This window comes from Reyranella sp., from assembly GCF_965249915.1.
In the GTDB taxonomy this organism is placed as follows: Bacteria; Pseudomonadota; Alphaproteobacteria; order Reyranellales; family Reyranellaceae; genus Reyranella.
Genome location: NZ_OZ252257.1, coordinates 4,413,306 through 4,440,304, shown reverse-complemented (window position 1 = coordinate 4,440,304; position 26,999 = coordinate 4,413,306). Strand labels below are relative to the sequence as shown.

At 67.3% G+C, this 26,999-nt stretch carries 25 protein-coding genes; 16 read left to right on the top strand and 9 right to left on the bottom strand.

The annotated features are described in order from the left end of the window. Window positions 1-41 precede the first annotated feature (41 nt). Both xdhA and xdhB read left to right on the top strand, forming a co-directional pair. On the top strand, window positions 42-1,427 hold the full coding sequence (gene xdhA / locus ACP15H_RS21970; RefSeq protein ID WP_425068265.1) for a xanthine dehydrogenase small subunit: 1,386 nt from the start codon (window positions 42-44) through the stop codon (window positions 1,425-1,427). Then, window positions 1,424-3,727, top strand: a complete 2,304-nt coding sequence (gene xdhB / locus ACP15H_RS21965; protein WP_425068264.1) for a xanthine dehydrogenase molybdopterin binding subunit — start codon at window positions 1,424-1,426, stop codon at window positions 3,725-3,727. The genes xdhA and xdhB overlap by 4 nt, the downstream gene beginning before the upstream one ends. Here the strand turns inward: xdhB and ACP15H_RS21960 are convergent. After that, window positions 3,675-4,313 carry a TetR family transcriptional regulator gene (locus ACP15H_RS21960; RefSeq protein ID WP_425068263.1) on the bottom strand — a complete coding sequence of 213 codons (639 nt, stop codon included), beginning with the start codon at window positions 4,311-4,313 and terminating at the stop codon, window positions 3,675-3,677. The two genes, xdhB and ACP15H_RS21960, sit on opposite strands and share 53 nt — an antisense overlap. Window positions 4,314-4,379: 66 nt before the next feature. Between ACP15H_RS21960 and ACP15H_RS21955 the strand changes: the two genes are divergently transcribed. Then, window positions 4,380-4,805, top strand: a complete 426-nt coding sequence (locus tag ACP15H_RS21955; protein ID WP_425068262.1) for a VOC family protein — start codon at window positions 4,380-4,382, stop codon at window positions 4,803-4,805. A gap of 47 nt (window positions 4,806-4,852) precedes the next feature. Then, window positions 4,853-5,650 carry an SDR family NAD(P)-dependent oxidoreductase gene (locus tag ACP15H_RS21950; protein WP_425068261.1) on the top strand — a complete coding sequence of 266 codons (798 nt, stop codon included), beginning with the start codon at window positions 4,853-4,855 and terminating at the stop codon, window positions 5,648-5,650. Between the two features lie 530 nt (window positions 5,651-6,180). Here ACP15H_RS21950 and ACP15H_RS21945 read toward each other — a convergent pair. The 3 genes from ACP15H_RS21945 to ACP15H_RS21935 all read right to left on the bottom strand — a co-directional run bounded on the left by ACP15H_RS21945 (window position 6,181) and on the right by ACP15H_RS21935 (window position 9,751). Then, window positions 6,181-7,353: an IS110 family transposase gene (locus ACP15H_RS21945; RefSeq protein WP_425064641.1), complete on the bottom strand. Its 1,173-nt coding sequence runs from the start codon at window positions 7,351-7,353 to the stop codon at window positions 6,181-6,183. Between the two features lie 266 nt (window positions 7,354-7,619). Beyond that, the gene (locus tag ACP15H_RS21940) at window positions 7,620-8,576 is read right to left on the bottom strand and encodes a hypothetical protein (protein ID WP_425068260.1); all 957 of its coding nucleotides are present in this window, start codon (window positions 8,574-8,576) and stop codon (window positions 7,620-7,622) included. Window positions 8,577-8,581: 5 nt separating this feature from the next. Beyond that, window positions 8,582-9,751, bottom strand: coding sequence for an acetyl-CoA acetyltransferase (locus tag ACP15H_RS21935; RefSeq protein ID WP_425068259.1), 1,170 nt, complete (start codon window positions 9,749-9,751; stop codon window positions 8,582-8,584). Window positions 9,752-9,956: 205 nt separating this feature from the next. On the opposite strand from ACP15H_RS21935, the gene ACP15H_RS21930 reads away from it, so the two are divergent. The 6 genes from ACP15H_RS21930 to ACP15H_RS21905 all read left to right on the top strand — a co-directional run bounded on the left by ACP15H_RS21930 (window position 9,957) and on the right by ACP15H_RS21905 (window position 14,725). After that, window positions 9,957-10,340, top strand: a complete 384-nt coding sequence (locus tag ACP15H_RS21930; protein WP_425068258.1) for a hypothetical protein — start codon at window positions 9,957-9,959, stop codon at window positions 10,338-10,340. A 91-nt stretch (window positions 10,341-10,431) separates the two neighbouring features. After that, window positions 10,432-11,316: a ubiquinol oxidase subunit II gene (cyoA, locus tag ACP15H_RS21925; protein WP_425068257.1), complete on the top strand. Its 885-nt coding sequence runs from the start codon at window positions 10,432-10,434 to the stop codon at window positions 11,314-11,316. A 3-nt stretch (window positions 11,317-11,319) separates the two neighbouring features. Further along, window positions 11,320-13,293, top strand: coding sequence for a cytochrome o ubiquinol oxidase subunit I (gene cyoB / locus ACP15H_RS21920; protein ID WP_425068256.1), 1,974 nt, complete (start codon window positions 11,320-11,322; stop codon window positions 13,291-13,293). Beyond that, window positions 13,290-13,889, top strand: a complete 600-nt coding sequence (cyoC, locus tag ACP15H_RS21915; RefSeq protein ID WP_425068255.1) for a cytochrome o ubiquinol oxidase subunit III — start codon at window positions 13,290-13,292, stop codon at window positions 13,887-13,889. The genes cyoB and cyoC overlap by 4 nt, the downstream gene beginning before the upstream one ends. Further along, entirely contained in the window at window positions 13,889-14,200 is a 312-nt protein-coding gene (cyoD, locus tag ACP15H_RS21910) for a cytochrome o ubiquinol oxidase subunit IV (RefSeq protein WP_425068254.1), read from the top strand. The genes cyoC and cyoD overlap by 1 nt, the downstream gene beginning before the upstream one ends. 15 nt (window positions 14,201-14,215) lie before the next feature. Beyond that, window positions 14,216-14,725, top strand: coding sequence for a hypothetical protein (locus ACP15H_RS21905; RefSeq protein WP_425068253.1), 510 nt, complete (start codon window positions 14,216-14,218; stop codon window positions 14,723-14,725). Window positions 14,726-14,745: 20 nt separating this feature from the next. On the opposite strand, the gene ACP15H_RS21900 is transcribed toward ACP15H_RS21905, so the two are convergent. Beyond that, a complete protein-coding gene (locus tag ACP15H_RS21900; RefSeq protein WP_425068252.1) occupies window positions 14,746-15,621 on the bottom strand; it encodes a TorF family putative porin in 876 nt (291 codons plus the stop codon). Between the two features lie 347 nt (window positions 15,622-15,968). Between ACP15H_RS21900 and ACP15H_RS21895 the strand changes: the two genes are divergently transcribed. From ACP15H_RS21895 to ACP15H_RS21870, 6 genes are all read left to right on the top strand, one after another. Beyond that, window positions 15,969-16,058 (top strand): potassium-transporting ATPase subunit F, encoded by a 90-nt coding sequence (locus ACP15H_RS21895; protein ID WP_425068251.1) that lies wholly within the window; start codon window positions 15,969-15,971, stop codon window positions 16,056-16,058. Between the two features lie 7 nt (window positions 16,059-16,065). Continuing rightward, on the top strand, window positions 16,066-17,775 hold the full coding sequence (gene kdpA / locus ACP15H_RS21890) for a potassium-transporting ATPase subunit KdpA (RefSeq protein ID WP_425068250.1): 1,710 nt from the start codon (window positions 16,066-16,068) through the stop codon (window positions 17,773-17,775). A 12-nt stretch (window positions 17,776-17,787) separates the two neighbouring features. Further along, on the top strand, window positions 17,788-19,836 hold the full coding sequence (gene kdpB, locus ACP15H_RS21885; RefSeq protein WP_425068249.1) for a potassium-transporting ATPase subunit KdpB: 2,049 nt from the start codon (window positions 17,788-17,790) through the stop codon (window positions 19,834-19,836). A 148-nt stretch (window positions 19,837-19,984) separates the two neighbouring features. Continuing rightward, on the top strand, window positions 19,985-20,575 hold the full coding sequence (gene kdpC / locus ACP15H_RS21880; protein WP_425068248.1) for a potassium-transporting ATPase subunit KdpC: 591 nt from the start codon (window positions 19,985-19,987) through the stop codon (window positions 20,573-20,575). Window positions 20,576-20,590: 15 nt separating this feature from the next. Then, on the top strand, window positions 20,591-23,275 hold the full coding sequence (locus ACP15H_RS21875; RefSeq protein WP_425068247.1) for an ATP-binding protein: 2,685 nt from the start codon (window positions 20,591-20,593) through the stop codon (window positions 23,273-23,275). Next, on the top strand, window positions 23,265-23,948 hold the full coding sequence (locus ACP15H_RS21870) for a response regulator (RefSeq protein ID WP_425068246.1): 684 nt from the start codon (window positions 23,265-23,267) through the stop codon (window positions 23,946-23,948). The genes ACP15H_RS21875 and ACP15H_RS21870 overlap by 11 nt, the downstream gene beginning before the upstream one ends. Here the strand turns inward: ACP15H_RS21870 and ACP15H_RS21865 are convergent. The 4 genes from ACP15H_RS21865 to ACP15H_RS21850 form a co-directional block, all read right to left on the bottom strand. After that, window positions 23,914-24,363: a hypothetical protein gene (locus ACP15H_RS21865; protein WP_425068245.1), complete on the bottom strand. Its 450-nt coding sequence runs from the start codon at window positions 24,361-24,363 to the stop codon at window positions 23,914-23,916. The two genes, ACP15H_RS21870 and ACP15H_RS21865, sit on opposite strands and share 35 nt — an antisense overlap. A gap of 112 nt (window positions 24,364-24,475) precedes the next feature. Continuing rightward, window positions 24,476-25,351 carry a hypothetical protein gene (locus ACP15H_RS21860; RefSeq protein ID WP_425068244.1) on the bottom strand — a complete coding sequence of 292 codons (876 nt, stop codon included), beginning with the start codon at window positions 25,349-25,351 and terminating at the stop codon, window positions 24,476-24,478. 65 nt (window positions 25,352-25,416) lie between these two features. Next, window positions 25,417-25,899 (bottom strand): hypothetical protein, encoded by a 483-nt coding sequence (locus ACP15H_RS21855; RefSeq protein WP_425068243.1) that lies wholly within the window; start codon window positions 25,897-25,899, stop codon window positions 25,417-25,419. After that, a complete protein-coding gene (locus ACP15H_RS21850; RefSeq protein ID WP_425068242.1) occupies window positions 25,896-26,993 on the bottom strand; it encodes a tetratricopeptide repeat protein in 1,098 nt (365 codons plus the stop codon). The genes ACP15H_RS21855 and ACP15H_RS21850 overlap by 4 nt, the downstream gene beginning before the upstream one ends. Window positions 26,994-26,999: the final 6 nt, after the last annotated feature.

Here is a 26,999-nt window from a genome sequence, read left to right as displayed (position 1 = left end):
CACGTGTTGCGTTGCACTTCAACGCCCAGCATCCTGTTCGCATGGCGGATAACGTTCGGTTCACCCTCAATGACAAGCATGTGGAGATCGTCGGCGTTTCGCCGGTGACGACCCTGCTCGACTGGCTGCGCGACCATCGCGGCCTGCGCGGCACCAAGGAGGGCTGCGCCGAAGGCGATTGCGGCGCCTGCACCGTGGTGCTGGAACGCGAGGGCCGGCGCGACGCGGTCAATTCCTGCATCGTCCTGCTGGGTCAGCTCGACGGCCAGTCGGTGCGTACGGTCGAAGGGCTGCGCGGCGTCGACGGTGGGCCGCACCCGGTCCAGACGGCGATGGCCGAGGCCGATGCCACGCAATGCGGCTTCTGCACGCCGGGTTTCGTGATGTCGGCGCTGGCCCATGCGAGCAACGGCGGCACGGCCGACCCTGAAGCGATCCACGAAGCCCTGGCCGGCAATCTCTGCCGCTGCACCGGCTACCGGCCGATCGTCGAGGCGATGACCCGGATCGCCGGACTTGCCGTCGAGCCGCCGCCGGCGCCTCTCCTGTCGCCGAGAACGACGTCGACCGCCTTCGATGGCGCCTTCTTCGCGCCGCGCAGCCTCGACGAACTTCTGGCCCTGCGTGCCGCCCATCCCGAGGCGTTTCTGCTGGCTGGCGGCACCGATCTCGGCCTGCTGGCCAGCCGCGAGCGCAAGCCGCCGAAGGCGGTGATCCATCTGATGCACGTGCCCGAGCTGGCGGCGATCTCTGCGACCGCGGACAAGATCACGATCGGCGCCGCCGCCACCTATGAAGCCGCCGCGCCGACCCTGATCGAGGCCTTTCCCGCCCTCCGACCCTATCTCTCGCGGCTGGGGTCGCGGCAGATCCGCAACATGGGCACGATCGGCGGCAATATCGGTACGGCCTCGCCGATCGGCGACATGCCGCCGGTTCTGCTGGCGCTGGAAGCCAGCCTGACCCTGGTGTCGAAGCGGGGTACCCGCGAAATCCCGCTCGACGCGTTCTTCCTCGACTATCGCAAGACCGAACTGGCGGCGGACGAGATCATCCAGAGTCTTTCGATGCCGCGCCTGTGGGCGGGCGAGACCTTCCACTGTGACAAGGTGAGCAAGCGCCGCGACCAGGACATCTCGACCGTCGCCGGCGCCTACCGCGTGCGCATCCGCAACGGCAGGATCGAGGATGCGCGGCTGGCCTTCGGCGGCATGGCGGCGACGCCGCGCCGGGCGCGGGCGGCCGAGGCGGCCCTGCTGAAGGACGGGTTTGCGGCCGCGATCGAAGCGATCGAGACCGACTTCAAGCCGCTCGACGACTGGCGCGGCTCGGCCGCCTATCGCCGGCAGGTCGCGGCCAACCTGCTGCGGCGGCTGGAGCTGCGCCTCGCCGAGCCGGGACGGGTGCTGGAGGTCGAGGCGCTATGAGCGGCAAGGTCCACGTCGCGCGCCGCCACGACAGCGCGTTGAAGCATGTCACCGGGCAGGCCCTCTATATCGACGACATGCCCGAACCGCCGGGCACACTGCATGGGGCCCTGGTCTTGAGCCGGGTGGCGTGCGGACGACTCGTGACGACCGATTTCTCCGCAGCGTCGGCAATGCCGGGCGTGGTGGCAGTGCTCGGCCCCCACGACATTCCCGGCCGCAACGACATCGCGGCCATCGGCAAGAACGAGCCGCTGTTCGCCGTCGACCGGGTCGAGTTCGCGGGCCAGACGCTGGCGATGGTCGTTGCCGAGAGCCTCGACGCCGCGCGGGCGGCCGCCGAAAAGGTCGTCGTGGAGATCGAAGCCGAGGAGCCGGTCCTCGACATTGCGACGGCGCTCGCCCGCGAATCCTACGTGCAGGCACCGGCCACGATCGTGCGCGGCGATCCGGAGGCGACTCTGGCCGGCGCGCCGCATCGGCTCACCGCCGAATTCAGCGTCGGCGGGCAGGAGCATTTCTATCTCGAGGGCCAGATCGCCTTTGCGTTGCCCGGCGAGGACGGCGACATCACCGTCCATTCCTCGACCCAGCATCCGACCGAGGTCCAGCATGTCTGCGCCCGGCTGCTGGGCTGGGACTTCAATCGCGTGACGGCGGTGGTGCGCCGTCTGGGCGGCGGCTTCGGCGGCAAGGAGAGCAATGCGTCGTGGGTCGCGGCGGCGGCGGCGGTCGCGGCCAACCATACCGGGCGGCCGGTGAAGCTTCGCCTGCCGCGCGAGGTCGACATGCTGACGACCGGCAAGCGCCATGGCTTCGACTATCGCTATACGGTGGGCTTCGACGGCGAAGGCCGCGTCCTGGCGCTCGACGCCGTGCTGGCGGCCGATGCCGGCTGGAGTCTCGACATGACTCCCGGCGTGGTGACGCGGGCGCTCACCCATACCGACAACGCCTACTGGATCCCGCACTTCCGGGCTGTCGGCTATGCCTGCCGCACCAACAAGCAGTCGAACACGGCGTTCCGCGGCTTCGGCGGGCCGCAGGGCGTGGTGGTGATGGAGGATGCGCTCGACCGCATCGCGCACCATCTTGGCCGCGATCCGGTCGAGGTGCGCGCGCTCAACTTCTATGCCGAGGGCCGGGACGAAACGCCCTACGGCCAGACGGTCGACGAGAATCATCTGGAGCGCTGCTGGGCCGAAGTGAAGGCCGGCGGCGAACTGGAGCGGCGGCGCGCCGAGATCGATGCCTTCAACGCGGCCAACCCGGTGCTGAAGCGCGGGCTGGGATTCTTCCCGCTGAAGTTCGGCATCTCCTTCAACCTGCCGCACATGAACCAGGCGGGCGCGCTGGTGCATGTCTATACCGACGGCTCGATCCGCCTGAACCATGGCGGTACGGAGATGGGGCAGGGGCTTTTCATCAAGGTGGCCCAGGTGGTGGCCGAGGTGTTCAAGGTCGATGTCGACCGCATCCGGCCCTCCGCCACCTCGACCGCCGAGGTGCCCAACACTTCGCCGACCGCGGCCTCGACGGGGTCCGACCTCAACGGCTGGGCGGCGTGGGACGCGGCGAACACGATCCGCGAACGCATGGTGGCCTATGCCGCCGAGCATTTCGGTGTGGCCGAAGCCGACATCGAATTCGCCGAGGGCAACGTGCGCATCGCCAGGCCCGGCAGCAATCAAGTGCTGAGCTTCGGCGAGCTCGCCAAGCTCTGCTGGCTCGGTCGCGTCTCGCTCTCCGCGACCGGCTACTACAAGACGCCGAAGATCCATTGGGATCCCGTCGCGATGCACGGCCGGCCGTTCTTCTATTTCTCCTTCGGCGCGGCCATGGCGGAAGTCGCGATCGACACGCTGACCGGCGAGAGCCGCGTGCTGCGCGCCGACCTCGTCCAGGATTGCGGGCAGTCGCTCAATCCCGCCATCGATCTCGGCCAGATCGAGGGCGCCTTCGTGCAGGGCCAGGGCTGGCTCACCTGCGAGGAACTGTGGTGGGACGCCAAGGGCCGGCTGCGTACGGCAGGGCCGTCCACCTACAAGATTCCCGGCAGCCGCGACGTGCCGCCGGTGTTCAACGTGAAGCTGCTCGCGAACGCCCCCTCGCGCGAGTCCACGATCTTCCGCTCCAAGGCTGTCGGCGAGCCGCCGCTGATGCTGGCGACCGCGGTCTGGACCGCGCTCAAGGACGCGATCGGCGCGGTGGGGAACCGCAGGACGCCCGTGAGGCTCGACGCGCCGGCTACGCCCGAGCGCGTGCTCGCGGCGGTCGAGCGGGTTCGGCAGGGGGCGTAAACAGCCGCTCCATGAGCTGGACCAGGGTGCGGTCCATCTCGCGCCTGGCGGCTTTCTCGTCCCTGGCTTCGGCGATCCAGAGGGCCGCTTCGTTGAAGGCACCGGACAGCAGGAAGGTGATGGGCTCGACGTTGAGGCTGTGGTCGGGCCGTGCGGCGAGGACAGCGGCAACGCCCTCGCGCAGCGAGCGCAGGCCGTGCGGCGCATCGATCTCGCGCCAGCGATGCCAGCCCAGCACGGCGGGCGCATCGATCAGATAGATGCGGCGCACGGCGGGATCGAGACAGGCATCGAGGAAGGCGCGCGTGCCCTCGATCAGTGCCTGCAGGGGATCGCCAGCGGGCTCGGCCCTCTTGTCGATCGCCGCTGCGATTTCGCTCGCGACTTCCTCGACGATGGCCTCGAACACGGCGCGCTTGTCCTTGAAGTGATAGTAGAGCGCGCCGCGCGTCACCTTGGCCCGCTGCACGATCTCCTCGGTCGCCGCAGCGTCGTAGCCGGAGGCGGCGAAGATCAGCCGCGCCTCGCGCATCAATGTCGCGCGCGTGACGGCCAGCCGCTCCGCCTGGGTCCGGGGTCTTGACATACATACAACCTGTATCTAAATCGCCAACATACCGATTGTAGGTAAATGGCCACAGAGGAGAGGGCAATGCAGCTCAGGGAGTTCTACACCGTGCTCTGCACCGACGACGTCGCCGGCACCGCCGCCTTCTGGGAGAAGCATTTCGGCTTTCGCCGCGCCTTCGAGGCCGACTGGTACGTCCATCTGACCGGCACGGTCCCCGACAAGGCGAACCTCGCGATCCTCGACTATCGCCACGAGACGATTCCTCCGCCGTTCCGCAAGAAGGCGTCGGGTGTGCTTGTGAACGTCGAGGTGGACGATGTCGATGCGCTCTACGCAAGGGCGCAGGCAGAGGGGCTCAAGATCCATCTGCCGCTGCGCGACGAGCCTTTCGGCCAGCGGCACTTCGTCACCGAGGATCCCAACGGCATCGCCATCGACGTCATCAAGCCGATTCCGCCCAGCGCCGAGTTCGCCCGGCAATACGCGCCGGACTCGCTGCCCCGCTGATCGATGGATATGGTGTCGCCCGATTTCTGAGCATTCGGGAGGACAAGATGGACGTACGTATGGATGGCCGCGTGGCGGTGATCACCGGCGCGAGCACCGGCCTGGGCCTCGCCATGGCCAAGGAATTCGCCGCGTCGGGCGCGTCGGTCGCGCTGCTGGCGCGCAAGCAGGACGCGCTGACCGCCGCCAAGGCCGAGGTGCAGAAGGCGGCCGGCAAGGCCAACATCAAGATCGAGGCCTATTCCTGCGACGTCGCGAAGGCCGGGCCCATCGCCGACACCTTCAAGAAGATCGAGGCCGAATTCGGCAAGGTCGACATCGTCGTGAACAATGCCGGCATCAGCCACGCCAAGTCGTTCGAGACGGTGACCGACGAGGACTGGCAGGGCGACCTAGACCTCAAGCTGTTCGCCGCCATCCGTCTCAGCCGCGCGGCGATCCCCGGCATGCGCGAGCGCAAGTGGGGCCGCATCGTCAACGTGCTGAACATCGGCGCCAAGGCGCCAACCGCCAACTCGACGCCGACCAGCGTCAGCCGCGCCGCGGGCCTGGCGCTCACCAAGGCGATGAGTCAGGAGCTGGCCAAGGACAATATCCTCGTCAACGCGATGCTGGTGGGCCTGATCGAAAGCGACCAGTGGGCGCGCCGTCACAAGGGGCCGGCCGGCGAGGGCAAGACCTACGAGGAGTTCCTGGCCGGCATGGCCAAGGGCCGCATCCCGCTCGGCCGCATGGGCAAGGCCGAGGAATTCGCCCGCATGGCCTGCTTCCTCTGCTCCGATGCCGGCTCCTTCATCACCGGCGTCGCCATCAACGTCGACGGCGGCGCAAGCCCGGTGGTCTAGGAAGCGACAATCAGCACCAACCTCATGCTGAGGAGGCTGCGCAGCAGCCATCTCGAAGCATGGGCACGAGCACTGCGCCTGTTGCCCATCCTTCGAGACGCACGCCTACGGCGTGCTCCTCAGAGTCTGGCCGGAAATGAATTGAATCGATTCAAGCACTTACCTCATCCTTATATGAGCGCTGAACGGTCAAGGGGCGGGTTGGATTTTTTGTCCCTCAATCATCGGACCGTCTCGGGGATGGAAGCTTGAGAGTGCCGCGCGCGAGCGCGGCGCTGGAAGGGGTGCGTGGAGGGGCGGCCTTCGGCGCGTTGCGTTGGAAGTCTGGGCGTCTGGCCAATGCACGTTGTGTCGACGGCATCACCTTATATCCGGTCGGGCGTCGCTGCGCCCCGCACCCAAATCCCTCATGCACGGTCGAGGTCTTGCCCAGGAAACGATGAGACCCTTCTGAGACAGCGGTACCGCATGGTCCATGGATGAGGACGGTCATCATCAGCTTCCTGCGCAACACACCGGGCCGCCGCCGTTCAGCGGCCGGCCGGTGCGGCAGCTCGCAGCCTGGCGCCCTCGGGCACCAGGCCCTGGGTGAGGAAGCGCCACAGCGCCACCATCAGCTTGCGCGCCAGGGCCACAATGGCGATGCGTCTGACACGGCCTTTTTGATCGCCGACGCGGCTCGTGAACCACAGGCTCAAGGTGCTGGCGGGCTGGTAGCGCAGCCATAGCCATGAAAGCTCGATGGCCAAGGTCCGGGCGCGGGCGTTGCCGGCCTTGCTGATGCCCTGCTCGCGCGAGCTCTGGCCGCTGTCGAACGGCGTCCCGGCCAGGCCAAAATAGCCTCCGACCTGGCGCCGGTTCTGGAAGTCGCGCCAGAATACCTCGTTGACCAGCGTCTCGCCGCCGACCGGCCCGACGCTCTTCAGGCTGATCAGCTGGTTGACCTGGCTGGCCCGACTGTCCGGCGCCGCGGCGGCACGCTCCGCCGTCATCTGGCTCTCGACTTCGGCAATCTGCTCGCCGACCTGCACCAGACGGGCGTGCTCGCGCTGGATCTCGGCCGCCAGGTTGGCCGGCACGGCGCGGCCGTCGCCGGTCCGAAGCTGGGCAAGCTGCTCGAGGAAGCCTTTGCGGCGCGGATGCACGTCGCGGATCCCCTGGCCATGCAACAGACCCTTGATGCGGTTGACATGGGCGGTGCGCTCGCCGATCAGCCGGTCCCGCTCGCGCGACACCCGACGGGCGTCTTCCTGCTCGGGGGTCGGCGGATGAACCACGCTGCAGACCTTCGGCTCGCCACCCTCGTGGCGGATCAGCACCCGCATCAGACGCTCGAGGTCCAGACGGTCCGTCTTGGCCTGCCGCGCGCGCCGCGGCATCTCGATGCTCGACGGATCGAGCACCCGATTGGCGACGCCCTGCCCGGCCAGCCAACGATCGAACCAGAAGCCGTCATAGCCGGCCTCGTAGCAGCTCACCACACGCACCGGCCGGCCATGCTTCTCCGCATGGGCGCGCTTCTTCGAGATCAGCTGCCACACCGCCGCCGTATCGCCGCCAGCCACTTGGTGGCGGCTCATCTTGCTCTCGCCGGACATCACCATACCGATCAGCCACTTCGACTTGCTCAGTTCAAACGCCACGTACAACGTGGCATCCTTCTCGCCGGCGGCGGGGGTGTCTATGGGATGTGAAGACGTCATAACTTCTCCGTAGGTTCGGTTCTCGCAACTCCAAACCTACCTCTCGACCTCTCGTCGCCACATAGAATCTGAGGAGGTCGCGCAGCGACCGTCTCGAAGGATGGGCAACAAACGTGGTGCGTGTGCCCACCCTTCGAGACACATCGCTGCGCGATGCTCCTCAGGGTGAGGTCATTGGGGCTATTCATAGCCTCTTGTTTTAGCTGCATTCACTTCCGGCCAGACTCTCAGGTTGAGGTGGTGCGGGTGAACTCGCAGCGCAAAGTTTAGCGCCTGTTCCCCGCTGGCGTCACGTTCCAGTGGCGGCGCAGCTCGTCGAGGTCGTGCTCGACCCAGTCCCAGACACTCCATTTCGGATCGAACAGGTCGGTCGTCATCTCGGCGCCGCGCGCCCAGGCATGCCAGAATTCGTCGGGATCGAGGCCGCCCTTGCCGGCATGGCCCACGTCGTTCAGCTGCTCGCCGAAGTGAAAGAAGAAGATCACCGGCAGGATGTGGCCGCTCATCGGATTGATCGGGTGCATGCCGGCGGTGAAGGTCGAGACGAGCAGCTCGCCGCGCGCGCTGGTGTCGTAGCCCGAGATCACATGCGTCGAATCGTGCGCCGTGCCGAAGGCGGCGTTGAGCGCCGCCGGATCGCCGGGGAACGGGTAGCCGTTCGTCTTGTCGAAATCCCAAAGCGCTTTGCCGAAACTGTTCTGCGGCAGCCGGCCCAGCGCCTCGTAGCGCGCGAGCAGGGCGGGATCGGCGTTGGCGCCGGCATAGGGCCGGATCCACAGGTTCGGATCTAGGCCTTCGGACGAACGGCTGAGGACGCTGTCGAAGTTCTTGCGCCACATGTCGGCGGCGGCCCAGGCGAGATGACCCGAGGCCGCCTCGACGAGGTCGGTGAGATAGTCGGCCTCGATGTCGAGGGCGCGGGAATATTCGAGCACGCGCCGGAGCTTGCCGCGTTCGAGCGTGCCGTCGACCATCGCCATGATGGCGAGATACTTCACCGCCTCTTCCGCCAGCGCGCGATCCTTCAGCGTCGCGACGAGGTCGGCCGGTTCGACCGGCGGCAGGGTGCCGAGGTCGACGAGATCGCGGCGGCGCAGCAGATAGTGGCCGGCCGCCAGGATGCTGGCCGTGTCGGCGTAGCTGAGCGCCCGCCCGCCGGCCAGCGCCACCTGGCGCATGGCGCCCAGGATGGCGTCGCTCTCGCGATGGCCGACGGCGCGCACGCTCTCTAGCGCAGCGGCTCGAGGATGCTCACATAGTTAGCGACGGCGGCGCCGCCCATGTTGAACACGCCGCCGAGTTTGGTCTTCGGCAGTTGCAGCCCTTCCGGCGCGGTGCCCGAGAGCTGCATCGCCGACATCACGTGCATGCTGACGCCGGTGGCGCCGACCGGATGGCCCTTGGCCTTGAGGCCGCCCGAGACGTTGACCGGCAGCTTGCCGTCGCGCTCGACCCAGCCTTCGTGGATGGCGCGCTCGCCTTCGCCCGGCGCCGTCAGCCCCATCGCCTCGTATTCGATCAGCTCGGCCGAGGTGAAGCAGTCGTGGCTCTCGACGAAGGAGAGGTCGAGCAGGTCGAGATGGGCGGACTTGAGCGCCCGCTGCCAGGCGAGCTGGGGCCCCTCGAACTTGATGATGTCGCGGCGGCTCATCGGCAGGAAGTCGTTGACGTGCTCGGCGGCGCGGAAGGCGATCGCCTGCTTCATGCCGAGCGCCGTGCCGACGTCGGTCAGGATCACCGCCGCCGCGCCGTCGGTGACGGGCGAGCAATCGGTGCGCTTCAGCGGGCCGGCAACGAACGGGTTCTTGTCCGACGGCGTGCGGCAGAACTCGTAGGCGAACTCCTTCTGGAAGTGCGCATAAGGGTTCTTGGCTCCGTTCTTGTGGGCCTTGACCGCGATCTTGGCGAGCGCGTCGGACTTGTCGCCGTAGCGCTGGAAGTAGGCCGAGGTGATCTTGCCGAAGATACCGGCAAAGCCCGCCTCGATGGTCGCTTCCTCGGCTACATAGGAAGCCTTGATCAGCACTTCGCCGGCCTGCGTGGAATTGAGTTCGGTCATCTTCTCGACGCCGACCACCAGCACGAAGCGCGCCTTGCCGGCCGCCAGCGTGTTCAGACCCATATGGATCGCGGCCGAGCCGGTGGCGCAGGCATTTTCCACGCGGGTCGAAGGCTTGAAGCGCAGGTCGGGATGGGCCTGCAGCGCCAGGGAGGAGTGGAACTCCTGTCGCACGAAGCCGCCGTTCATGTTGCCGACGTAGATCACGTCGACGTCCTTCGGCTCGATGCCGGCATGGGCGATCGCCTCGGAGGCCGCCTTGACGATCAGCGACTCGCTGGTCTCGCCGTCGAGCTTGCCGAATTTGCCGTGGGACCAGCCAACGATGCACGCGGTCATGGGATGTCTCCTTGGTTCGTGGCGGCGACCCTAGACGCGGCCGTAGGGCCGGTCGAGAGGGTGCCATTATGTGCATATACACTTATACGCCGGACCGGATCGCGCAAGAGGGCGATGCAGGAGCCTCCGCGCGGTCAGCGCGGCGCCCAAATTCCGCCGCGCGGCGGGTATTGACTGCACCCCTCAACCGGAGCCTCACTGGTACATGGCCGACCTTCCGCCTCCCGAGCGTTCGACCCCCGCGCAATCCACGCCGCGCTGGCCCTGGATCATGGGCGGGCTGCTGGGCGGGTTCTTCCTGCTCGCGGCGGGGCTGGGACTGGGCTGGTACCTGTTCTACCGTCCGATCGTGAACGTAGCGGTCCAATTGCCCGCGCCGCCGGCGCCCCCCGCACCGGCCGGCCCCGATGCGGCGCAGGTCAAGGCGCTCGAGGAGCAGATCGAGAAGCAGAAGCTCGCGAACAAGCAGATCGAAGACCAGATCGCGACCCTGAAGGACCGTCTGCGCGCCGATGTCTGCACGGCCAAGGACCCCGCGGGCAAGGCGCCCCCGGCCGCGACGCCCGCGCCGGCCGGGCAGAAGACATGATTTGAAGACCAGAACGTAACAAAAGAACGGTTGCTCATCACAGGAGCTGGCCTCAATCTGCCTTTGAGATGAAAAATCGGGGCGGGAGAGCGTGAGGCTGGCTGTAACTCGATGGCGGGGAGCGGCGTCGGCGGCCACCTTGGCCCTGTTGACGGCCGCCTGCGACCTTAAGCAAGCAGCCGTGCTCGACCCGAAGGGGCCGGTCGCGCTCGCCGAGCGGAATCTCCTCTTCGACGCCTTCTGCGTGATGATGCTCGTGATCGTTCCGATCATCGTGCTGACCCTGTGGTTCGCCTGGAGGTATCGCGCCTCCAACACCAAGGCGGTCTACACGCCCACCTGGGCCAACTCGGTCAGGATCGACGCGCTCACCTGGCTGATCCCCGCCGTCATCGTGATTGCCGTGGCCGTCCTGCTATGGCGCAGCACCCATCGGCTCGATCCCTACCGCCCGCTCGAATCCAAGGAGCCGCCGATCGACATCCAGGTCGTGGCCCAGGACTGGAAGTGGCTGTTCATCTATCCCGAGCAGGGGATCGCCGTGGTGAACCAGCTCGCCTTCCCGGCGGGCCGGCCGGTCAGCCTGCGCATCACCTCCGACACGGTGATGAATTCCTTCTACGTGCCGCAGCTCGCCGGCCAGATCTACGCCATGGCCGGCATGCAGACGCGGCTGCAGATGCTGGCCGATCAGCCCGGCACCTTCGTCGGCCGCAACAGCCAGTACAGTGGCGGCGGTTACTCGGACCAGCATTTCGAGGTCCAGGCGATGAGCCAGGCCGATTTCGACGCCTGGGTGGCGCGCGCCAAGCAGGGCGGCACGCGGCTGGACGACACGACCTACCCGGCGCTGGCCGCCAAGAGCCGTGCCAACCCCATCACCTACTATTCGGCGATCGAGCCCAAGCTGTTCGATTCGATCATCGACAAATACAGGCACAGCGGCCACGCGCACTCCGCGCCGGTCCGGAGATAGCGGATGTTCGGCAAACTGACGATCGAGGCCCTGCCGTTCTACAGCCCCATCGCCGCGGGCGGCGCCCTCGTCACCGTGGGCGGCGCGCTGCTGGTGGCCATCGTGCTGACCTGGCTCAAGGCCTGGAAGTATCTGTGGACCGACTGGCTGACCAGCGTCGACCACAAGCGCATCGGCGTCATGTACGTCGTGCTGGCGCTGATCATGCTGCTGCGCGGTTTCGTCGACGCCATCATGATGCGCACCCAGCAGGCGATGGCGCTGAACGGCGGCGGCTACCTGCCGCCCGAGCATTTCGACCAGATCTTCAGCTCGCACGGCACCATCATGATCTTCTTCATGGCGATGCCGTTCATGACGGGGCTGATCAACATCATCGTGCCGCTGCAGATCGGCACGCGGGACGTGGCCTTCCCGTGGCTCAACGCCGTCAGCCTGTGGCTCAGCGCGGCCGGTGCTGCACTGGTCATGGTTTCGCTGGTGATCGGCAAGTTCTCGACCGCGGGCTGGACCGGTTATCCGCCCTATTCGGGCATCGAGTACAATCCCGGCGTCGGCGTCGACTACTGGATCTGGGCCATCCTGATCAGCGGCGTCGGCTCGACCATGTCGGGCATCAACTTCATCGTGACGATCCTGAAGCGCCGCGCGCCGGGCATGACCCTGATGCGCATGACGCCCTTCGTCTGGACGGCGCTGGTCGCCTCGGTGCTGATGGCCTTCGCCTTCCCGGCCATCACCGTGGCCAGCGGCCTGCTCGCCCTCGACCGCCTCGCCGGCATGCACTTCTTCACGAATGCGCATGGCGGCAACATGATGAACTACGTCAACCTGTTCTGGATCTGGGGCCATCCGGAAGTCTACATCCTGATCCTGCCGGCCTTCGGCATCTTCTCCGAGGTGGTGTCGACCTTCTCGCGCAAGCGCCTGTTCGGCTACGAATCGCTGGTCTATGCGACGGCGGCGATCGGCGTCCTGTCCTTCACCGTCTGGCTGCACCATTTCTTCACCATGGGCTCCAGCGCCGGCGTCAACGCCTTCTTCGGCGTCATGACGATGATCATCGCCGTGCCGACCGGCGTGAAGGTGTTCAACTGGCTGCTGACCATGTATCGCGGCCGCATCGACTTCCACCCGTCGATGATGTGGAGCATCGGCTTCATGGTGACCTTCGTGATCGGCGGCATGACCGGCGTGCTGCTGGCCATCCCGCCGGCCGACTTCCTGATGCACAACACGACCTTCCTGGTCGCGCACTTCCACAACATGATCATCCCGGGCGTGCTGTTCGGCTACCTCGCCGGCTACATGTACTGGTTCCCCAAGGTCTTCGGCTTCGCCTTCCACCGCGGCTGGGGCCTCGGCGCCTTCTGGTGCTGGATCATCGGCTTCTATCTCGCCTTCATGCCGCTCTACCTGCTCGGCCTGAAGGGCATGCCGCGCCGCATGGAGACCTACAACGACCCGACCTGGCAGCCCTACCTGCTGGTCGCCATGTCGGGCGCCGTGATCGTCCTGTGCGGCATCGGCTGCATGGTGATGCAGCTCTACGTCTCGATCCGCGACCGCAACAAGACGCGCGACCTGACCGGCGATCCGTTCAACGGCCGCACCCTGGAATGGTCCACGTCCTCGCCGCCGCCGCCGTACAATTTCGCGGTGCTCCCGACGGTGAGTGACCGCGAGGCCTTCCTCGAGATGAAGGAGAAGGGCACCGCCTACCAGCGGCCGGCCGCCTACGACGCGATCCGCATTCCCTCGAATACGCCGATCGGCGTGATCCTGGGCGCCTTCGGCTTCGTCCTGGGCTTCGCCATGGTCTGGCACATCTGGTGGCTGGTCCTGGCGTCCGGCCTCGTCATGTTCGCCGCCGTGATCGTGCGCTCCTCCAACGACGATCAGGAGTTCACCATGTCGGCGGCCGAGGTGAAGGCCATCGAGGACGAGCGCTTTCGGGCCATGGGGAGCCGGCCATGAGCGTCGCCCCCATGACTGAGCACGAGCGGGAAGAGATCGAGGTTCACGAGCAGCGGGCGCTGGGCTTCTGGCTCTACCTGATGGGCGATGCCGTGATCTTCGCCCTGCTGTTCGCGACCTACGCCATCATGATCCCCGGCACCGCCGGCGGTCCCACGGGCAAGCAGTTGTTCGAGCTGGACAACGCCGCCATCGAGACCGCCCTGCTGCTGATCTCCAGCATGACCTTCGGCTTCGCCAGCCTCCAGGTGAAGGCCGGCAATCGCGGCGCCGTGCTGGCATGGCTGGCGATCACCTTCGTGCTGGGCGCGGGCTTCGTGTTTCTGGAGGTGCGCGAGTTCGCCGGCATGATCGCCAGGGGCGCCGGTCCCGACCGCAGCGGCTTCCTCTCGGCCTTCTTCACGCTGGTGGGCACGCACGGCGTCCACGTCACCATGGGCCTGATCTGGATCGTGGTCCTGGGTGCCCAGGTCGCGCTCAAGGGGCTCTCGATGCAGGTCGCCTCGCGACTGCATCGGCTCGGCCTCTTCTGGCACTTCCTCGACATCGCCTGGGTCGGCATCTTCTCCATCGTCTACCTGCCGGGATTGCTGTGATGGAACGTCCGGAAACCTCGCACGGGCTGCGCTCCTACCTGATCGGCTTCGTGCTGGCGGTCGTCCTGAGCGCCGTTCCGTTCTGGCTGGTCTACACGCACGCTCTGCCGCCGCAGCGCACGCTGCTCGTCATCGGCATCGCCGCGGTGCTGCAGGTGCTGGTCCATCTGCGCTTCTTCCTGCACATCAACTTCACCACGACGCCGCGCGAGAACATCCTGGCGCTGGTCTTCACCTGCATCCTGCTGTTCATCATGGTGGGCGGCAGCTTCTGGATCATGTTCGACCTGCACAGCCGCATGCTGCTCTAGCCGGCGGCGCCCGCCATGGCACAAGTCAAATCGAAGATGACGCCGATTCTGGTGTGGGAGTGGATTCTGGTCCTGTCCCCCATACCGGTGATGGTGCTCGCCTATGTCGTCCTGGCGAATACGGCGCTGGCGGAGGGGGCGGTCGGCTTCACCGAGAAGTCGCTCGACGGTCTGTGTGCCGCGGGCCTGCCGGCCTTCTGGTGCCGTCTCGCCAAGCCCGCGACCCTGCTGACGGCCGTCCAGTTCCTGAGCTTCCTCTGGTTCGTGGCGATGTCCGTCTACCTCTTCTGGAGGGTGCGCTTTGCGCCCTACGCCAAGCCGGCGAACTACGTGCCCGGCGCCGCCTCGCTCTTCGAGATGGCGAGCTGGGCTGTGATCTGGCTGTTCATGCTGATCGGCGGCCAGGTCTTTCCCTATCGCGGCACGACCCTGGCGGAGCCCAGCCTGCTCTTCGGCATGCTGGGCCTCAGCCTCGGGCTGCTGTCGCTGCGCATGCTGGCGGTCAGCTTGCGGTTCCGGCACTAGGGCCGTCGGTTCGTCCGGCGCTAGAACGACTTTGCGATGCCGAGGATGACGCGGCTGGCGCAGTTCTGGGTGCCGAGGCAGTCCTGAACGCTGAGGTTGGTGCCGGTGTAGACGGCGGAGAGGTCGAAGCCGTAGACGGAGAGGACGAGGCCGAGCTGCCAGTCCCAGTAGTTGTCGTTGGGGATGCCGTAGTTGGCGAAGCGCTCGACATACTGGTTGCCGATGGTGCCGAAGGCCTTGAAGGCCACGTTGTCGTTGACGTGGAGGAACGGCATGGGAACGGTGAGCGAGGCCCACTTGTACCAGGCGTTGCCGGAGTTGGCGAAGAAGTTGGGGCTGTAGCGGACGGCGGCGCTGAGCTGGGCGACACCGAAGTCGTAGCCGGCGACGAGGCCGAACTCGTTGAAGTCGTAGAACAGGCTCGAGGGGGCGCTGAGGTAGTTGTAGCGGATGTAGCCCAGGTCGAAGGTGAGCTTGTCGTCCATGAGCTTGAGCCTGAGACCCGTGACCAGGTCGATCTCGGCGGTGGTGCCGGTGCCGGGGAAGTTCACGTTGGAGCCCCAGCCGCCGACATAGGCGCTGAGCGGGACCTTTTCGCTGACGGTGGGGGTCTCGTAGCCGAGCGACGCCTGGACGGCGATCTGGCGCTGGGTCTGCGAGATGCCGCGATAGGAGTAGTCGTTGAGGACGGCGAAGCCGGCGGTGAAGTTGCCGCCGAACGGAGCCTTCCAGGTCTCCTTCTCGGGCGCCGCCGGCGTGGCTGCCGCATCGGGCGTGCCCTGAGCCGTTTGTCGATCCTGCGTGACCGTCACGCCCTGCGGATCTGTCGTGCTCTGCGCGTATGAAGCGCTCGACACGAACATCGCAATCATCGAGATCAAGCTTCTGCCGATCATCTTTTGTCTCCCCTGATGTCGGCCGCACAGAACGCCTTCCAGGCCTAGGAAATCCAGAAGAGTGGCAAGGGAAACCCATAGGATTCCCATAAAGACCGAAGCGACTGCCGGCGGCGGAGGGGCCTCTTCATGAAGCTGTTCAGGGACCCGGGCGTCACGCGCCGCAAATTCCTATGAATTTCCTATGCGAGCGGCGCGCCCGCCGGCTCGAAATCCTATGCCTGGAATGCCTTCTATGCTGCCGAAGGAGACTTCCATGCTCGACATCCTGTTCTTCGGCGGCGGACTCGTCCTGTTCTGCCTCCTGATCGCCTACGAACGCCTGTGCCACAGGCTGTGAGGCGATCATGACGTTCGATTACCTGCTCGGCGGCGGCCTTGCCGCCCTTTTGCTCGTCTATCTGACGGTCGCGCTGGCGCGGCCGGAGAAGTTCTGAGGCGGTCATGACTCTCAACGGCTGGGCGCAGATCGCGCTCTTCTGCGGCCTCGTGCTGCTGCTCACGCGGCCACTTGGCGGCTATCTCGACAATGTCATGGCGGGGCGGCGTACCCTGCTGTCGCCGGTGCTGCGGCCGGTCGAGCGCGGCTTCTATCGTCTGGCCGGTATTGATCCGGCGGAGGAACAGAGCTGGTGGGTCTATGCCCGCGCCATGGTGGTCTTCCATATCGTGGGCTTCGCCTTCCTTTACCTGCTGCTGCGCCTGCAGGACCTGCTGCCGCTCAATCCGCAGGGCATGTCCGCCGTGCCGCCCGACCTCGCGGGCAACACGGCCGTGAGCTTCCTGACCAACACCAACTGGCAGAGCTACGGCGGCGAGACGACGATGAGCTATCTCTCGCAGATGGCGGGCCTCTCGGTGCAGAACTTCCTGAGCGCCGCCACCGGCATCGCGCTGGCCGTGGCCCTGGTGCGTGGCTTCGCGCGCGCCGAGTCCAAGGGCATCGGCAACTTCTGGGCCGACATGGTGCGCGCCACGCTCTACGTGCTGCTGCCCTTCTGCCTGCTGCTGACGGTCTTCTATGTCTGGCAGGGCGTGCCGCAGAACCTGTCGTCCTATGTCGAGGCGACCACGCTCGAGGGCGCCAAGCAGACCATCGCGCAGGGGCCGGTGGCCTCGCAGCTTGCCATCAAGATGCTGGGCACCAATGGCGGCGGTTTCTTCAACGCCAACTCCGCGCATCCCTATGAGAATCCGACGGCGCTCTCGAACCTGGTGCAGATGCTGTCGATCTTCGTGATCGGTGCGGCGCTCACCAACCTGTTCGGCCGTGCCGTCGGCGACGAGCGCCAGGGCTGGGCGATCCTGGCCGCCATGAGCGTGCTGTTCCTGGCCGGCGTGGTCGTCTGCTACTGGGCCGAGGCCGGCGGCAATCCGCTGATCGGGGCGCTCGGTGTCGACAATGCCGCCGGCAACATGGAAGGCAAGGAGGTGCGCTTCGGCGTGTCCCTGTCGGCCCTGTTCACGGTGATCACCACCGCCGCCTCGTGCGGCGCGGTGAACGCCATGATCGACAGTTTCATGCCGCTGGGCGGCATGATCCCGCTGATCAACATGCTGCTGGGCGAGATCATCATCGGCGGCGTCGGCGCGGGCCTCTACGGCATGCTGCTGTTCGCCATCCTGGCGATCTTCCTGGCCGGCCTGATGGTCGGCCGCACGCCCGAGTATGTCGGCAAGAAGATCGAGGCGCGCGAGGTGAAGTTCACCATGCTGGCCATCCTCTGCGTCCCGCTGGCGGTGCTGGGCTTCACGGCGCTGGCCGCCGTCGTGCCGGCCGGCCTGGCCGGTCCGGCCAATGCGGGCCCGCACGGCTTCAGCGAGATCTTCTATGCCTATACGTCGGCGGCGGCGAACAACGGCAGCGCCTTCGGCGGCCTGACCGCCAACACCGTCTTCTACAACGGCACGCTCGCCGTCGCGATGATGGTCGGCCGCTTCGCCATCATCATTCCGATGCTCGCGGTCGCGGGGTCGCTCGCGTCCAAGCGCAAGGCCGCGATCTCGGCCGGTACCTTCCCGACCCATGGCGGTCTGTTCGTCGGCCTGCTGGTCGGCGCCGTGCTGATCGTGGGCGGTCTTACCTTCCTGCCGGCCCTGGCCCTTGGCCCCATCGCAGAGCATTTCGCTCTGCTGGCCGGCTCGCTGTTCTAACGAGGCGTCATCATGAGTAAACGTGACAAGTCGCAGTCGCTCCTCGACCCCGCGATCCTGAAACCGGCCCTGCTGGACAGCTTCGCCAAGCTCGACCCGCGAGAGCTGGTGAAGAACCCGGTGATGTTCACCGTCGAAATGGTGGCGCTGGCCGCCACCGTCCTCACCGTGCGCGACGTCGCGACCGGCGTGGCCGGGAGCGGCTTCCAGATCCAGATCGTGGTCTGGCTGTGGATCACCGTCCTGTTCGCCACCTTCGCCGAGGCGGTCGCGGAAGGCCGCGGCAAGGCGCAGGCCGACACGCTGCGCCGCATGCGCAGCGAGACCATGGCCAAGGTGCTGCTGGGCGTCGGCGACACGTTCGAGCCGCGGCGCGCGCATACCTTGAAGGTCGGTGAGAAGGTGCTGGTCGAAGCCGGCGACCTGGTGCCGGGCGACGGCGAGATCATCGAAGGCGTGGCGACGATCGACGAATCGGCCATCACCGGCGAGTCCGCGCCGGTAATTCGCGAAGCCGGCGGCGACCGCTCGGCCGTCACCGGCGGCACGCGCGTTCTGTCCGACCGGATCAAGGTCCGCATTACCGCGGAAGAGGGATCGAGCTTCCTCGATCGCATGATCGCCCTGGTCGAAGGCGCCGCGCGCCAGAAGACTCCCAACGAGCTGGCGCTCAGCGTCCTGCTGGCCGGTCTCACGTTGATCTTCGTGCTGGCGGTCGTGACCATCCCGAGCTTCGCCACCTATGCCGGCGGCGCGGTCTCCGTCGTCGTGCTGATCGCGCTGTTCGTCACCTTGATCCCGACGACCATCGGCGCCTTGCTGTCGGCCATCGGCATCGCCGGCATGAACCGGCTGGTGCGCTTCAACGTGCTGGCGACCTCCGGCCGTGCCGTCGAGGCGGCGGGCGACGTCGACACGCTGCTGCTCGACAAGACCGGCACCATCACGCTCGGCAACCGCCACGCCACGCAGTTCATCCCGGTGACCGGCGTCACCGAGGACGAGGTGGCGCGGGTGGCGCAGCTGGCCAGCCTGGCCGACGAGACCCCGGAAGGCCGCTCGATCGTCGTGCTGGCCAAGGAGAAATACGGTCTGCGCGGCGTCGACGTGGCCGAGCTGCACGGCCAGTTCGTGCCCTTCACGGCGCAGACCCGCATGAGCGGCGTCGACCATGAAGGCGCGGTCATCCGCAAGGGCGCCGTCGATTCCGTGATCGAGCATGCGCGCTCGCTCGGCATCACGCCGCCGGTCGAGGAGGTGAACCGAATCGCCACGACCATCGCCAAGGAGGGCGGCACGCCGCTCGGCGTGTCGCGCAACGGCCGCATCCTGGGCGTCGTCTACCTGAAGGACATCGTGAAGGGCGGCATCCGCGAGCGCTTCGCCGAGTTGCGCGCCATGGGCATCCGCACCGTGATGATCACCGGCGACAATCCGCAGACGGCGGCCGCGATCGCAGCCGAAGCCGGCGTCGACGATTTCCTCGCGCAGGCCACGCCCGAGGCCAAGCTGCGCCTGATCCGCGAGGAGCAGGCCAAGGGCAAGCTGGTGGCGATGTGCGGCGACGGCACCAACGATGCGCCGGCGCTCGCCCAGGCCGATGTCGGCGTCGCCATGCAGACCGGCACCAACGCCGCGCGCGAGGCCGGCAACATGGTCGACCTCGACAGCGACCCGACCAAGCTCATCGAGATCGTGGCCATCGGCAAGCAGCTGCTGATGACGCGCGGCGCGCTCACCACCTTCTCGATCGCCAACGACGTGGCGAAGTACTTCGCCATCATCCCGGCGATGTTCATCGCCTTCTACCCGCAGCTCGGCGTGTTGAACGTCATGGGACTGGCGACGCCGCAGAGCGCCATTCTCTCGGCGATCATCTTCAATGCGCTGATCATCGTGGCGCTGATCCCGCTGGCGCTGCGCGGCGTGCAGTACCGCCCGAGCGGCGCCGCCGCACTGCTGCGGCGCAATCTGCTGATCTATGGCATCGGCGGCCTGGTCGTCCCCTTCGTCGGCATCAAGCTGATCGACGTCGTGGTCGCGGCCACCGGCCTCGCCTGAGGCGAGCTTGTCAGATGCATTTGCCCACCCTTCGAGACGCGGTCCTTCGGACCGCTCCTCAGGGTGAGGTGGTTTGTAGTGTCAGAGAAAACCTCATCCTGAGGAGGCCGCGAAGCGGCCGTCTCGAAGGATGGGCCAGGAGAAGAACATGCTTCGTCATTTCCGTGCTTCGCTCGTCATGCTGGTCCTCATGACCGTCCTGCTGGGCATCGCCTATCCGCTCGCCATGGTGGGTGTTGCCGGTGCGGCCTTTCCGGGCCAGGCCGGCGGCTCGCTCGTCCAGAAGGACGGCAAGATCGTGGGCTCGAACCTGATCGGCCAGTCCTTCACCGGCGAGACCTATTTCCACGGCCGACCCTCGGCGACGACCGATACCGATCCCGCCGATTCGACCAAGACCGTTGCGGCGCCCTACAACGCGGCCAACTCGGCCGGCTCGAACCTCGGCCCGACCTCCAAGGCGCTGATCGAGCGCGTCAAGGAAGACGCCGACAAACTCGGCAAGGGCGTGCCGGTGGATCTGGTCACCACTTCGGGCAGCGGCCTCGATCCGCACCTCTCGCCCGAGGCGGCCGCCTGGCAGGTGGCGCGCGTCGCCAAGGCGCGGGGCCTGCCGGAAGCCCAGGTGCAGGCGCTGGTGGCGCAGCAGACCGAGGGCCGCATGTACGGGCTGCTGGGGGAGCCGCGGGTCAACGTGCTGCAGCTCAACCTCGCCCTCGACGCGCTGCCCAAGCGGTGACATTGATTCGGCTGCATGGCCAACGCCGTTGACGATCTGCGGCCCTCGCCCGACGCGCTCCTGAAGGCGGCGGAGAAGGAGTCGCGCGGCAAGCACAAGATCTTCCTCGGCGCCGCCCCCGGCGTCGGCAAGACCTGGGAGATGCTGTCGGCTGCCCATCGCCGCCTGCGCGAGGGTTGCGACGTGGTGGTCGGCGTCGTCGAGACGCATGGCCGGGCGGAGACCGAGGCGCAGCTCAAGGGGCTCGAGATCCTGCCGCGCCGCTCCGTCGACTATCGCGGCCGCACCATCGGGGAGATGGATCTCGACGCCATCCTGAAGCGACGGCCGGCCCTGGTCCTGGTCGACGAGCTCGCCCACACCAATGCCGAAGGCAGCCGGCACCCCAAGCGCTACCTCGACGTCGAGGAGCTGCTGGCGGCCGGCATCGATGTCTATTCGACCCTGAACGTCCAGCATATCGAGAGCCTGAACGACGTGGTGGCCCGCATCACGCGCATCCGCGTGCGCGAGACGGTGCCGGACCATGTCGTCGATGCCGCCGACGAGGTCGAGCTGATCGACCTGACGCCGGCCGACCTGATCGCGCGCCTGGCCGAGGGCAAGGTCTATGTCCGCGATCAGGCGCAGCGCGCGCTGCGCCACTATTTCTCGCCCGGCAACCTGACGGCGCTGCGCGAACTGGCGCTGCGTCGCACCGCGTTGCGCGTCGACGAGCAGATGCGCAGCTACATGCGCGAACATGCCATCGCCGGCCCCTGGGCGGCGGGCGAGCGGGTGATCGTCTGCCTCGATCCGGGGCCGGGGGCTGCCAACGCCGTGCGGGCGGCGAAGCGTAGCGCCGATGCGCTGGATGCCGAGTTGATCGCGCTCTATGTCGAGACCGACCGTCACGCCACGCTCTCGGAAGCCGAACATGCGCGCCTCGCCGAGGCCCAGCGTCTGGCGGCCCGGCTGGGGGCCGAGATCGTCACCTTGCCCGGCCGGTCGGTCGTCGAGGAGATCGTGGCCTTCGCGCGCTCGCGCAATGCCACGCGCGTGGTGGTCGGCAAGTCGCGACGCTCGCGCTGGTTCGAGTTGCGCCACGGCTCGGTGGTCGACGAGCTGATACGCTCGGGGTCGGGCCTTGCCGTCGAGGTGGCGCCCTCGGCCGATGGTGAGCAGAAGGCCGGCCCGCGCGATTGGCTGCGCGACGTGCCGCTGACCCCAGGACCCTATCTCGAGGGCAGCCTGGCGACCGCCGTGGCGACCGTCGCCGGCGTGCTGATCGATCGCCTGATCGTGCTGCCCAACATCTCGCTGGTCTACGTGCTGCCGGTGCTGTTTTCCGCCGCACGCCACGGGTTGGTGCCGTCGCTCTGGGTGTCGGCGCTGAGCGTGGCCTGTTTCAACTTCTTCTTCCTGCCGCCGCTCTACCAGTTCACGATCGCCGACCCGGCGAACGTGATGGCGCTCTTCCTGTTCGTCGTCGTGGCGGTGATCGCGAGCGCGCTGGCGGCCCGGACGCGCACGCAGACGGAGTCGGCGCGCCGCGAAGCGCGCACCACCGCCGGGCTCTACGCCTTCAGCCGCAAGATCGCGGGTGTCGTCGAACTGTACGATCTCCTCTGGATCGTGGTTTCGCACCTCGCTCGCCTGCTGCAGGCCGAGATCGTGGTGCTGATGCCGGAGGAGGGCCAGCTCACCACCCGCGCCGCCTTCCCCCCCGACGGGGCGCTGAGCGACGCCGATCTCGCGGCGGCGCGTTGGTCCTGGGATGCCGACCGGCCGGCGGGCCGCGGCACCGACACCTTGCCGGGCGGGCGCTGGCTGTTCGTGCCCATCCGCACCAGCCGTTCGGCGATTGCCGTGATCGGCGTGCTGCCGAACAAGGAGGGCCACGAACTCTCATCCGGCGAACGCCGCCTGCTCGAGGCTGTCGGCAACCAGGCGGCCGTCGCGATCGAGCGCGTGACGCTGGCCGGGGACATCGACCAGGCGCGGCTGGGAGCCGAGCGCGAGCGGCTGCGCTCGGCGATGCTCACCTCGGTCTCGCACGATCTGCGCACACCGCTGGCTTCGATCATCGGATCCCTGTCGAGCCTGCGCAGCTTCGGGCAGCGTTACGATGCGGCAGCGCGCGAGGAGCTGCTGGCGACGGCGCAAGGCGAGGCCGAGCGGCTCGACCGGTTCGTCGGCAATCTGCTCGACATGACGCGCCTCGATGCTGGCGCCATCGTTCCCAAGCGGGAGGCCGTCGAAGTGGGCGACCTGATCTCGACCGCGCTGCGCCGCGCCGCGCCGCTGTTGGCCGGCCACGAGGTCGCCAGCACCGTGCCGCCGGCGCTGCCTTCCTTGCCGCTCGACTTCGTGCTGGCCGAGCAGGCCCTGTTCAACCTGCTCGACAATGCCGCCAAGTACTCCCCGCCCGGCGGCCATCTCTCGGTGGAGGCAAGGCTCGCCGGATCGAGGGTCGAGATCATCGTGCGCGACGAGGGGCCGGGTATCGCCGAGGCCGACCTCGAACGCATCTTCGAGAAGTTCTATCGTGCCGAGTCGGGAGATCGGCGCCGTGCCGGCACGGGACTGGGGCTTGCCATCGCCCGCGGTTTGGTCGAAGCCATGGGCGGCACGCTCACGGCGCGCAATCGAAATGATCGAAACGAGCCCGGCGGGGCGGAATTCGTGATGGAATTTCCGGTTTCTCAAAATGACGGCTGACGGCGCCACCATCCTGATCGTCGAGGACGAGCCGCCGATCCGTCGGCTGCTGCGCACGACACTGGTGGCGCACGACTACCGCATCCTCGAAGCCGGAACGGGCGCCGAGGCCCTGCAGGCGATGCGGCATCACCGGCCGGATCTGGTGCTGCTCGATCTCGGCCTGCCCGATCGCGACGGGCTCGAGCTGATCGCCGACATCCGCAGGCTGGCGCCGGTGCCCATCGTCGTATTGTCGGGCCGCGGCGACGAGTCGGCCAAGGTGGCCGCCCTCGATTCCGGCGCCGACGATTACGTAACCAAGCCGTTCGGCGCGGAGGAGTTGATGGCACGCCTGCGCGCGGCGTTGCGTCACCGGCTGCAGCAGCAGGGGGCCGATCGCGGCTTTGCGAGCGGCACGCTGAAGGTCGATCTGGTGCGCCGGCTGGTCGAGCGGGACGGCGAGGCGGTGAAGCTGTCGCCCAAGGAATACGACATCCTCGAACAGCTCGCGATCCATGCCGGCAAGGTGCTGACCCATCGTCACCTGCTGCGCGAAGTGTGGCGCGACGAGGCGGTCGATCCGCAGTACCTGCGAGTCTATATCCGCCAGCTTCGCCAGAAGATCGAGACCGATCCGGCCTCGCCGCAACACGTGCTCACCGAGCCTGGGGTCGGCTACCGGTTGGTCTGAAGACGAGCCGGCCCGCCGTGTGATCGAACGAAACCACGTCGAGACCCGCGCTGGCCGCGCGGTCGCGGACGGTGGCAAGTCCCGTGCGGCAGGCGCACTCCGTGCCTTCGACGATCACGCGACCGCTTGCTCCGGTGCGGCGGCGCGCGGCCTGCAGCGCCTCGCAGAGTTCGTCCTCGCTGGCGACGTCGACGATCCAGGCGAGGTCGGCGGCTTCGCCATCCGGTGCGACCGTGTCCGGACGCAGGCTCCGGACGCATTCGCAGCCGCGCCGCATGAGAGCCAGAAGGAGCGGCAGTGTGTGATGGCCGATGACGGCGACGCTCGCCGTGGGCGGCAGGTGTGCGACCGCCATGATCTGATCGACGAGAGCTTCCGACGGGTCGTCGGGAGCGGAAGACGGGATGTCGAGCATATGAATTCCTCCGGGACGCCTCCGATATGGCGGAGGGACCCGTAGGAATTCGAGAGGGCCGGACGGCGGCCGGCATAGCCCCGGCATATAGACGGGACCGTCCGCGGCGGGACTACTTCGCGACCTTGGCGCCCGTCGCGACGTTGATCACGGAGCCGTCTTCCAGGCTCAGGCGATAGATCTCGCGCAGGACGTTGCCGGCGAAGCCCAGCTCCACGATCGACACCGTCTTGAATGCGGTGGGGATGCCGTCGGGCAGGATCTGGTTGAACTCGGCCGCCGTCTGGTTGAAGGCCGCCTGGATCTCGGGCGTGAACTTCGCCATCGAGTAGACCAGCGTGTTGTGCGGATTGTGCGGGCGCAATTCCTTGCCGTCCTTGACGGTATTGAGGCCGCTCACGCCGACCGTCTGCACCAGTTCCTTGGCGGCGTCGCCCATCACGCCATAGACCGGGCCGGTGACTCGCGGCAGCGGACCGTCGCGCAGCGGCGTCAGCGCGGTCGTGGCGATGGTGTTGAAGGCCATCATCGCTTCGAAGCTCGCGCCTTCCTTCACGATGCCGAGGTCGAGCCACCAGGGATGGCCGGCGCCCTTGGCGGCTTCGGTCGTATAGAAGGTCTTGAGCGTGACGTTGAGGACCGGCGGCAGCTTCGGCACTGCCTTCAGCATCTTCTCCGGCGTCGTCGGATCGGCGCTGTGGATGTGCAGCACCGTGACGTGCGGGATGTTGAAACGCAGCGCCTCGTCGATGAGGTTGGCGTTCAGCAGCTTCTCGCGCAGCAGCCCGCCGATCGTGAGGGACAGGAGATCGTTCACGTCCTTCGGCAGCGTGTAGACCAGCCCGAAAGTACGCTTGTGCTCGCGAAAGGCCGGGGAGGCGAGCGAGCTGTTGTCGATCGCCCCCTGGGCCAGGGCGGGTTGAGCGGCCAGCAGGGCGGAGCCCGTCAGGACAAGGGCGGTCAGCCCGCCGGCAATCTTGATCTTCATCGTTTTTCCCCAAGTTACGCAGACGCACACTAAGTGCAATTTGCGTGCCTGCTGACAAGGGGAATTCAGAAAGCGCACTCCGCGCGCATGGCCGGGGAGATCGGATCGGCCGGCATGTTGAGCTTGCAATGATAGTCGAAGGCCGCCCGGTAGGGCGCGGCGATGCGGGCCTTGGCCTGGATCGGCAGGACGAAGCGCGATCCGCGGCGGTCGATCTGCTGGCGGCCGTAGCCGATGTTGGTGCCGTCGGGGAAATAGGCGTCGAAGAAGGAGTGCCCGGCCGTCGACGTGAATTCGACGGTCAGCACGGCCCCGTCGAGACAGTCGAAGCGCGGCCCGCTCTTCAGCACGCCGGTTTCGGTGTTCTTTCCGGCCGGGCCGGAAACGGTCCAGTTCGAGGTCGAGCCCGTCTTCGAGGTCTCGGCCTTCAGCACGCCGCAGGTCAGATTGCTCGGCGGAGGCGGGCTTGCGGGCTTACCTGCGGTTTGCGCGTGCGCAGGTCCGGCAAGCAACACCGCCGTCACCGGCAGCAATAGGTTCAACTTCATTTGGGAAGACCGTCCAGCGCCTTCTTTGCATCGGCATCGTTCTGGGCCGCTGCCTGTTGCAGCCAGACCTTGGCCTTTGTCGCATCGGCGGTAAGCCCCGCACCACCCTTGGCCAGCAGGAGGCCGAGCTTGCGCTGGGCTTCTGCAAGACCGGCCAGTGCGGCGCGCTCGTACCAGTCCGCCGCCTGCACGCCGTCATGCGGGAAGCCCGCCTTGGCCGGACTCATCGGGTCGTAGAAGGATGCAAGCTCGAGCTGGGCGGCGGCGTTGCCCTGTTCGGCGGCCTGACGGAACACCAGGAAGGCCGATGCAAAGTCGTCTGCCTTGGCAAAGTCCCGCGCCTTGGCCAGCATCGCCTCAGGCGTGGGCTTGGTCGCGAGATATTCGGCGACCGTCTCGCGCACCGACTTCGAGGGAGGTTGCGGGGCCGGCGGTTGCAGGGGCGTCGGTGTGGGCGGCGTTGCGGCGACGACGACGGGCTCCGGCGGATGGAGGTGATTGGTCCAGTAGTAATAGCCACCGCCCACCGCGAGCAGGATCGCGACGGCGGCGATCATCCAGCCGGTCGCACTCGAGCGCTTCGGGAGATCGGCCAGCGGGTCGCGCGCGGCCCTCAGTTCGGGGCGAGGCGGCGGTGGCGGCGGCGGTTCGGGTGCCACCTCCAGGGGCGGCGGCAGGTCCGGTTCGGGCTCCGGCGGCGGCGGCTGCCGGCGACGCAGCCGCACCGTGTCGTCGTAGGCGCCCGAGGCGCCGGCGGCGCCGGACGTCAGCATCGTGGGCCAGGCCACGACGGTCGTGCCGACGACGCCGATGTCGGGCTCGCGCACGCGCAGCCGGACGGTCGCGATTCCCGCCAGCCGGTCGCAGATCTCGGGACCGAGATGGAATTCCAGGGTCTCGCCGTTGCGCCTCACCTCGTCGGGCATCAGCCAGGTCTCGGTGCGCCGCCAGCCATCGTCGGCCAGGTGCGTATCCGGCCCCTGCTGGCGCTGGATCGAGAGGGTGAGGCCGTCGGGCGCGGCGTCGAGTTCGCTCACGCGCAACAGCGCGTGGCCGGGTTCCGGCATCGGGGTGATGGTCGCGCGAACGGGCATCGAGAT

Bases quoted from the DNA above. Each gene is read 5' to 3' on its own strand.
- xdhA (WP_425068265.1), top strand. From the start codon at position 42: ATGGCGGATAACGTTCGGTTCACCCTCAATGACAAGCATGTGGAGATC.
- xdhB (WP_425068264.1), top strand. From the start codon at position 1,424: ATGAGCGGCAAGGTCCACGTCGCGCGCCGCCACGACAGCGCGTTGAAG.
- ACP15H_RS21960 (WP_425068263.1), bottom strand. From the start codon at position 4,313: ATGTCAAGACCCCGGACCCAGGCGGAGCGGCTGGCCGTCACGCGCGCG.
- ACP15H_RS21955 (WP_425068262.1), top strand. From the start codon at position 4,380: ATGCAGCTCAGGGAGTTCTACACCGTGCTCTGCACCGACGACGTCGCC.
- ACP15H_RS21950 (WP_425068261.1), top strand. From the start codon at position 4,853: ATGGACGTACGTATGGATGGCCGCGTGGCGGTGATCACCGGCGCGAGC.
- ACP15H_RS21945 (WP_425064641.1), bottom strand. From the start codon at position 7,353: ATGACGTCTTCACATCCCATAGACACCCCCGCCGCCGGCGAGAAGGAT.
- ACP15H_RS21935 (WP_425068259.1), bottom strand. From the start codon at position 9,751: ATGACCGCGTGCATCGTTGGCTGGTCCCACGGCAAATTCGGCAAGCTC.
- ACP15H_RS21930 (WP_425068258.1), top strand. From the start codon at position 9,957: ATGGCCGACCTTCCGCCTCCCGAGCGTTCGACCCCCGCGCAATCCACG.
- cyoB (WP_425068256.1), top strand. From the start codon at position 11,320: ATGTTCGGCAAACTGACGATCGAGGCCCTGCCGTTCTACAGCCCCATC.
- cyoC (WP_425068255.1), top strand. From the start codon at position 13,290: ATGAGCGTCGCCCCCATGACTGAGCACGAGCGGGAAGAGATCGAGGTT.
- cyoD (WP_425068254.1), top strand. From the start codon at position 13,889: ATGGAACGTCCGGAAACCTCGCACGGGCTGCGCTCCTACCTGATCGGC.
- ACP15H_RS21905 (WP_425068253.1), top strand. From the start codon at position 14,216: ATGGCACAAGTCAAATCGAAGATGACGCCGATTCTGGTGTGGGAGTGG.
- ACP15H_RS21900 (WP_425068252.1), bottom strand. From the start codon at position 15,621: ATGATCGGCAGAAGCTTGATCTCGATGATTGCGATGTTCGTGTCGAGC.
- ACP15H_RS21895 (WP_425068251.1), top strand. From the start codon at position 15,969: ATGACGTTCGATTACCTGCTCGGCGGCGGCCTTGCCGCCCTTTTGCTC.
- kdpA (WP_425068250.1), top strand. From the start codon at position 16,066: ATGACTCTCAACGGCTGGGCGCAGATCGCGCTCTTCTGCGGCCTCGTG.
- kdpB (WP_425068249.1), top strand. From the start codon at position 17,788: ATGAGTAAACGTGACAAGTCGCAGTCGCTCCTCGACCCCGCGATCCTG.
- kdpC (WP_425068248.1), top strand. From the start codon at position 19,985: ATGCTTCGTCATTTCCGTGCTTCGCTCGTCATGCTGGTCCTCATGACC.
- ACP15H_RS21875 (WP_425068247.1), top strand. From the start codon at position 20,591: ATGGCCAACGCCGTTGACGATCTGCGGCCCTCGCCCGACGCGCTCCTG.
- ACP15H_RS21870 (WP_425068246.1), top strand. From the start codon at position 23,265: ATGACGGCTGACGGCGCCACCATCCTGATCGTCGAGGACGAGCCGCCG.
- ACP15H_RS21865 (WP_425068245.1), bottom strand. From the start codon at position 24,363: ATGCTCGACATCCCGTCTTCCGCTCCCGACGACCCGTCGGAAGCTCTC.
- ACP15H_RS21860 (WP_425068244.1), bottom strand. From the start codon at position 25,351: ATGAAGATCAAGATTGCCGGCGGGCTGACCGCCCTTGTCCTGACGGGC.
- ACP15H_RS21855 (WP_425068243.1), bottom strand. From the start codon at position 25,899: ATGAAGTTGAACCTATTGCTGCCGGTGACGGCGGTGTTGCTTGCCGGA.
- ACP15H_RS21850 (WP_425068242.1), bottom strand. From the start codon at position 26,993: ATGCCCGTTCGCGCGACCATCACCCCGATGCCGGAACCCGGCCACGCG.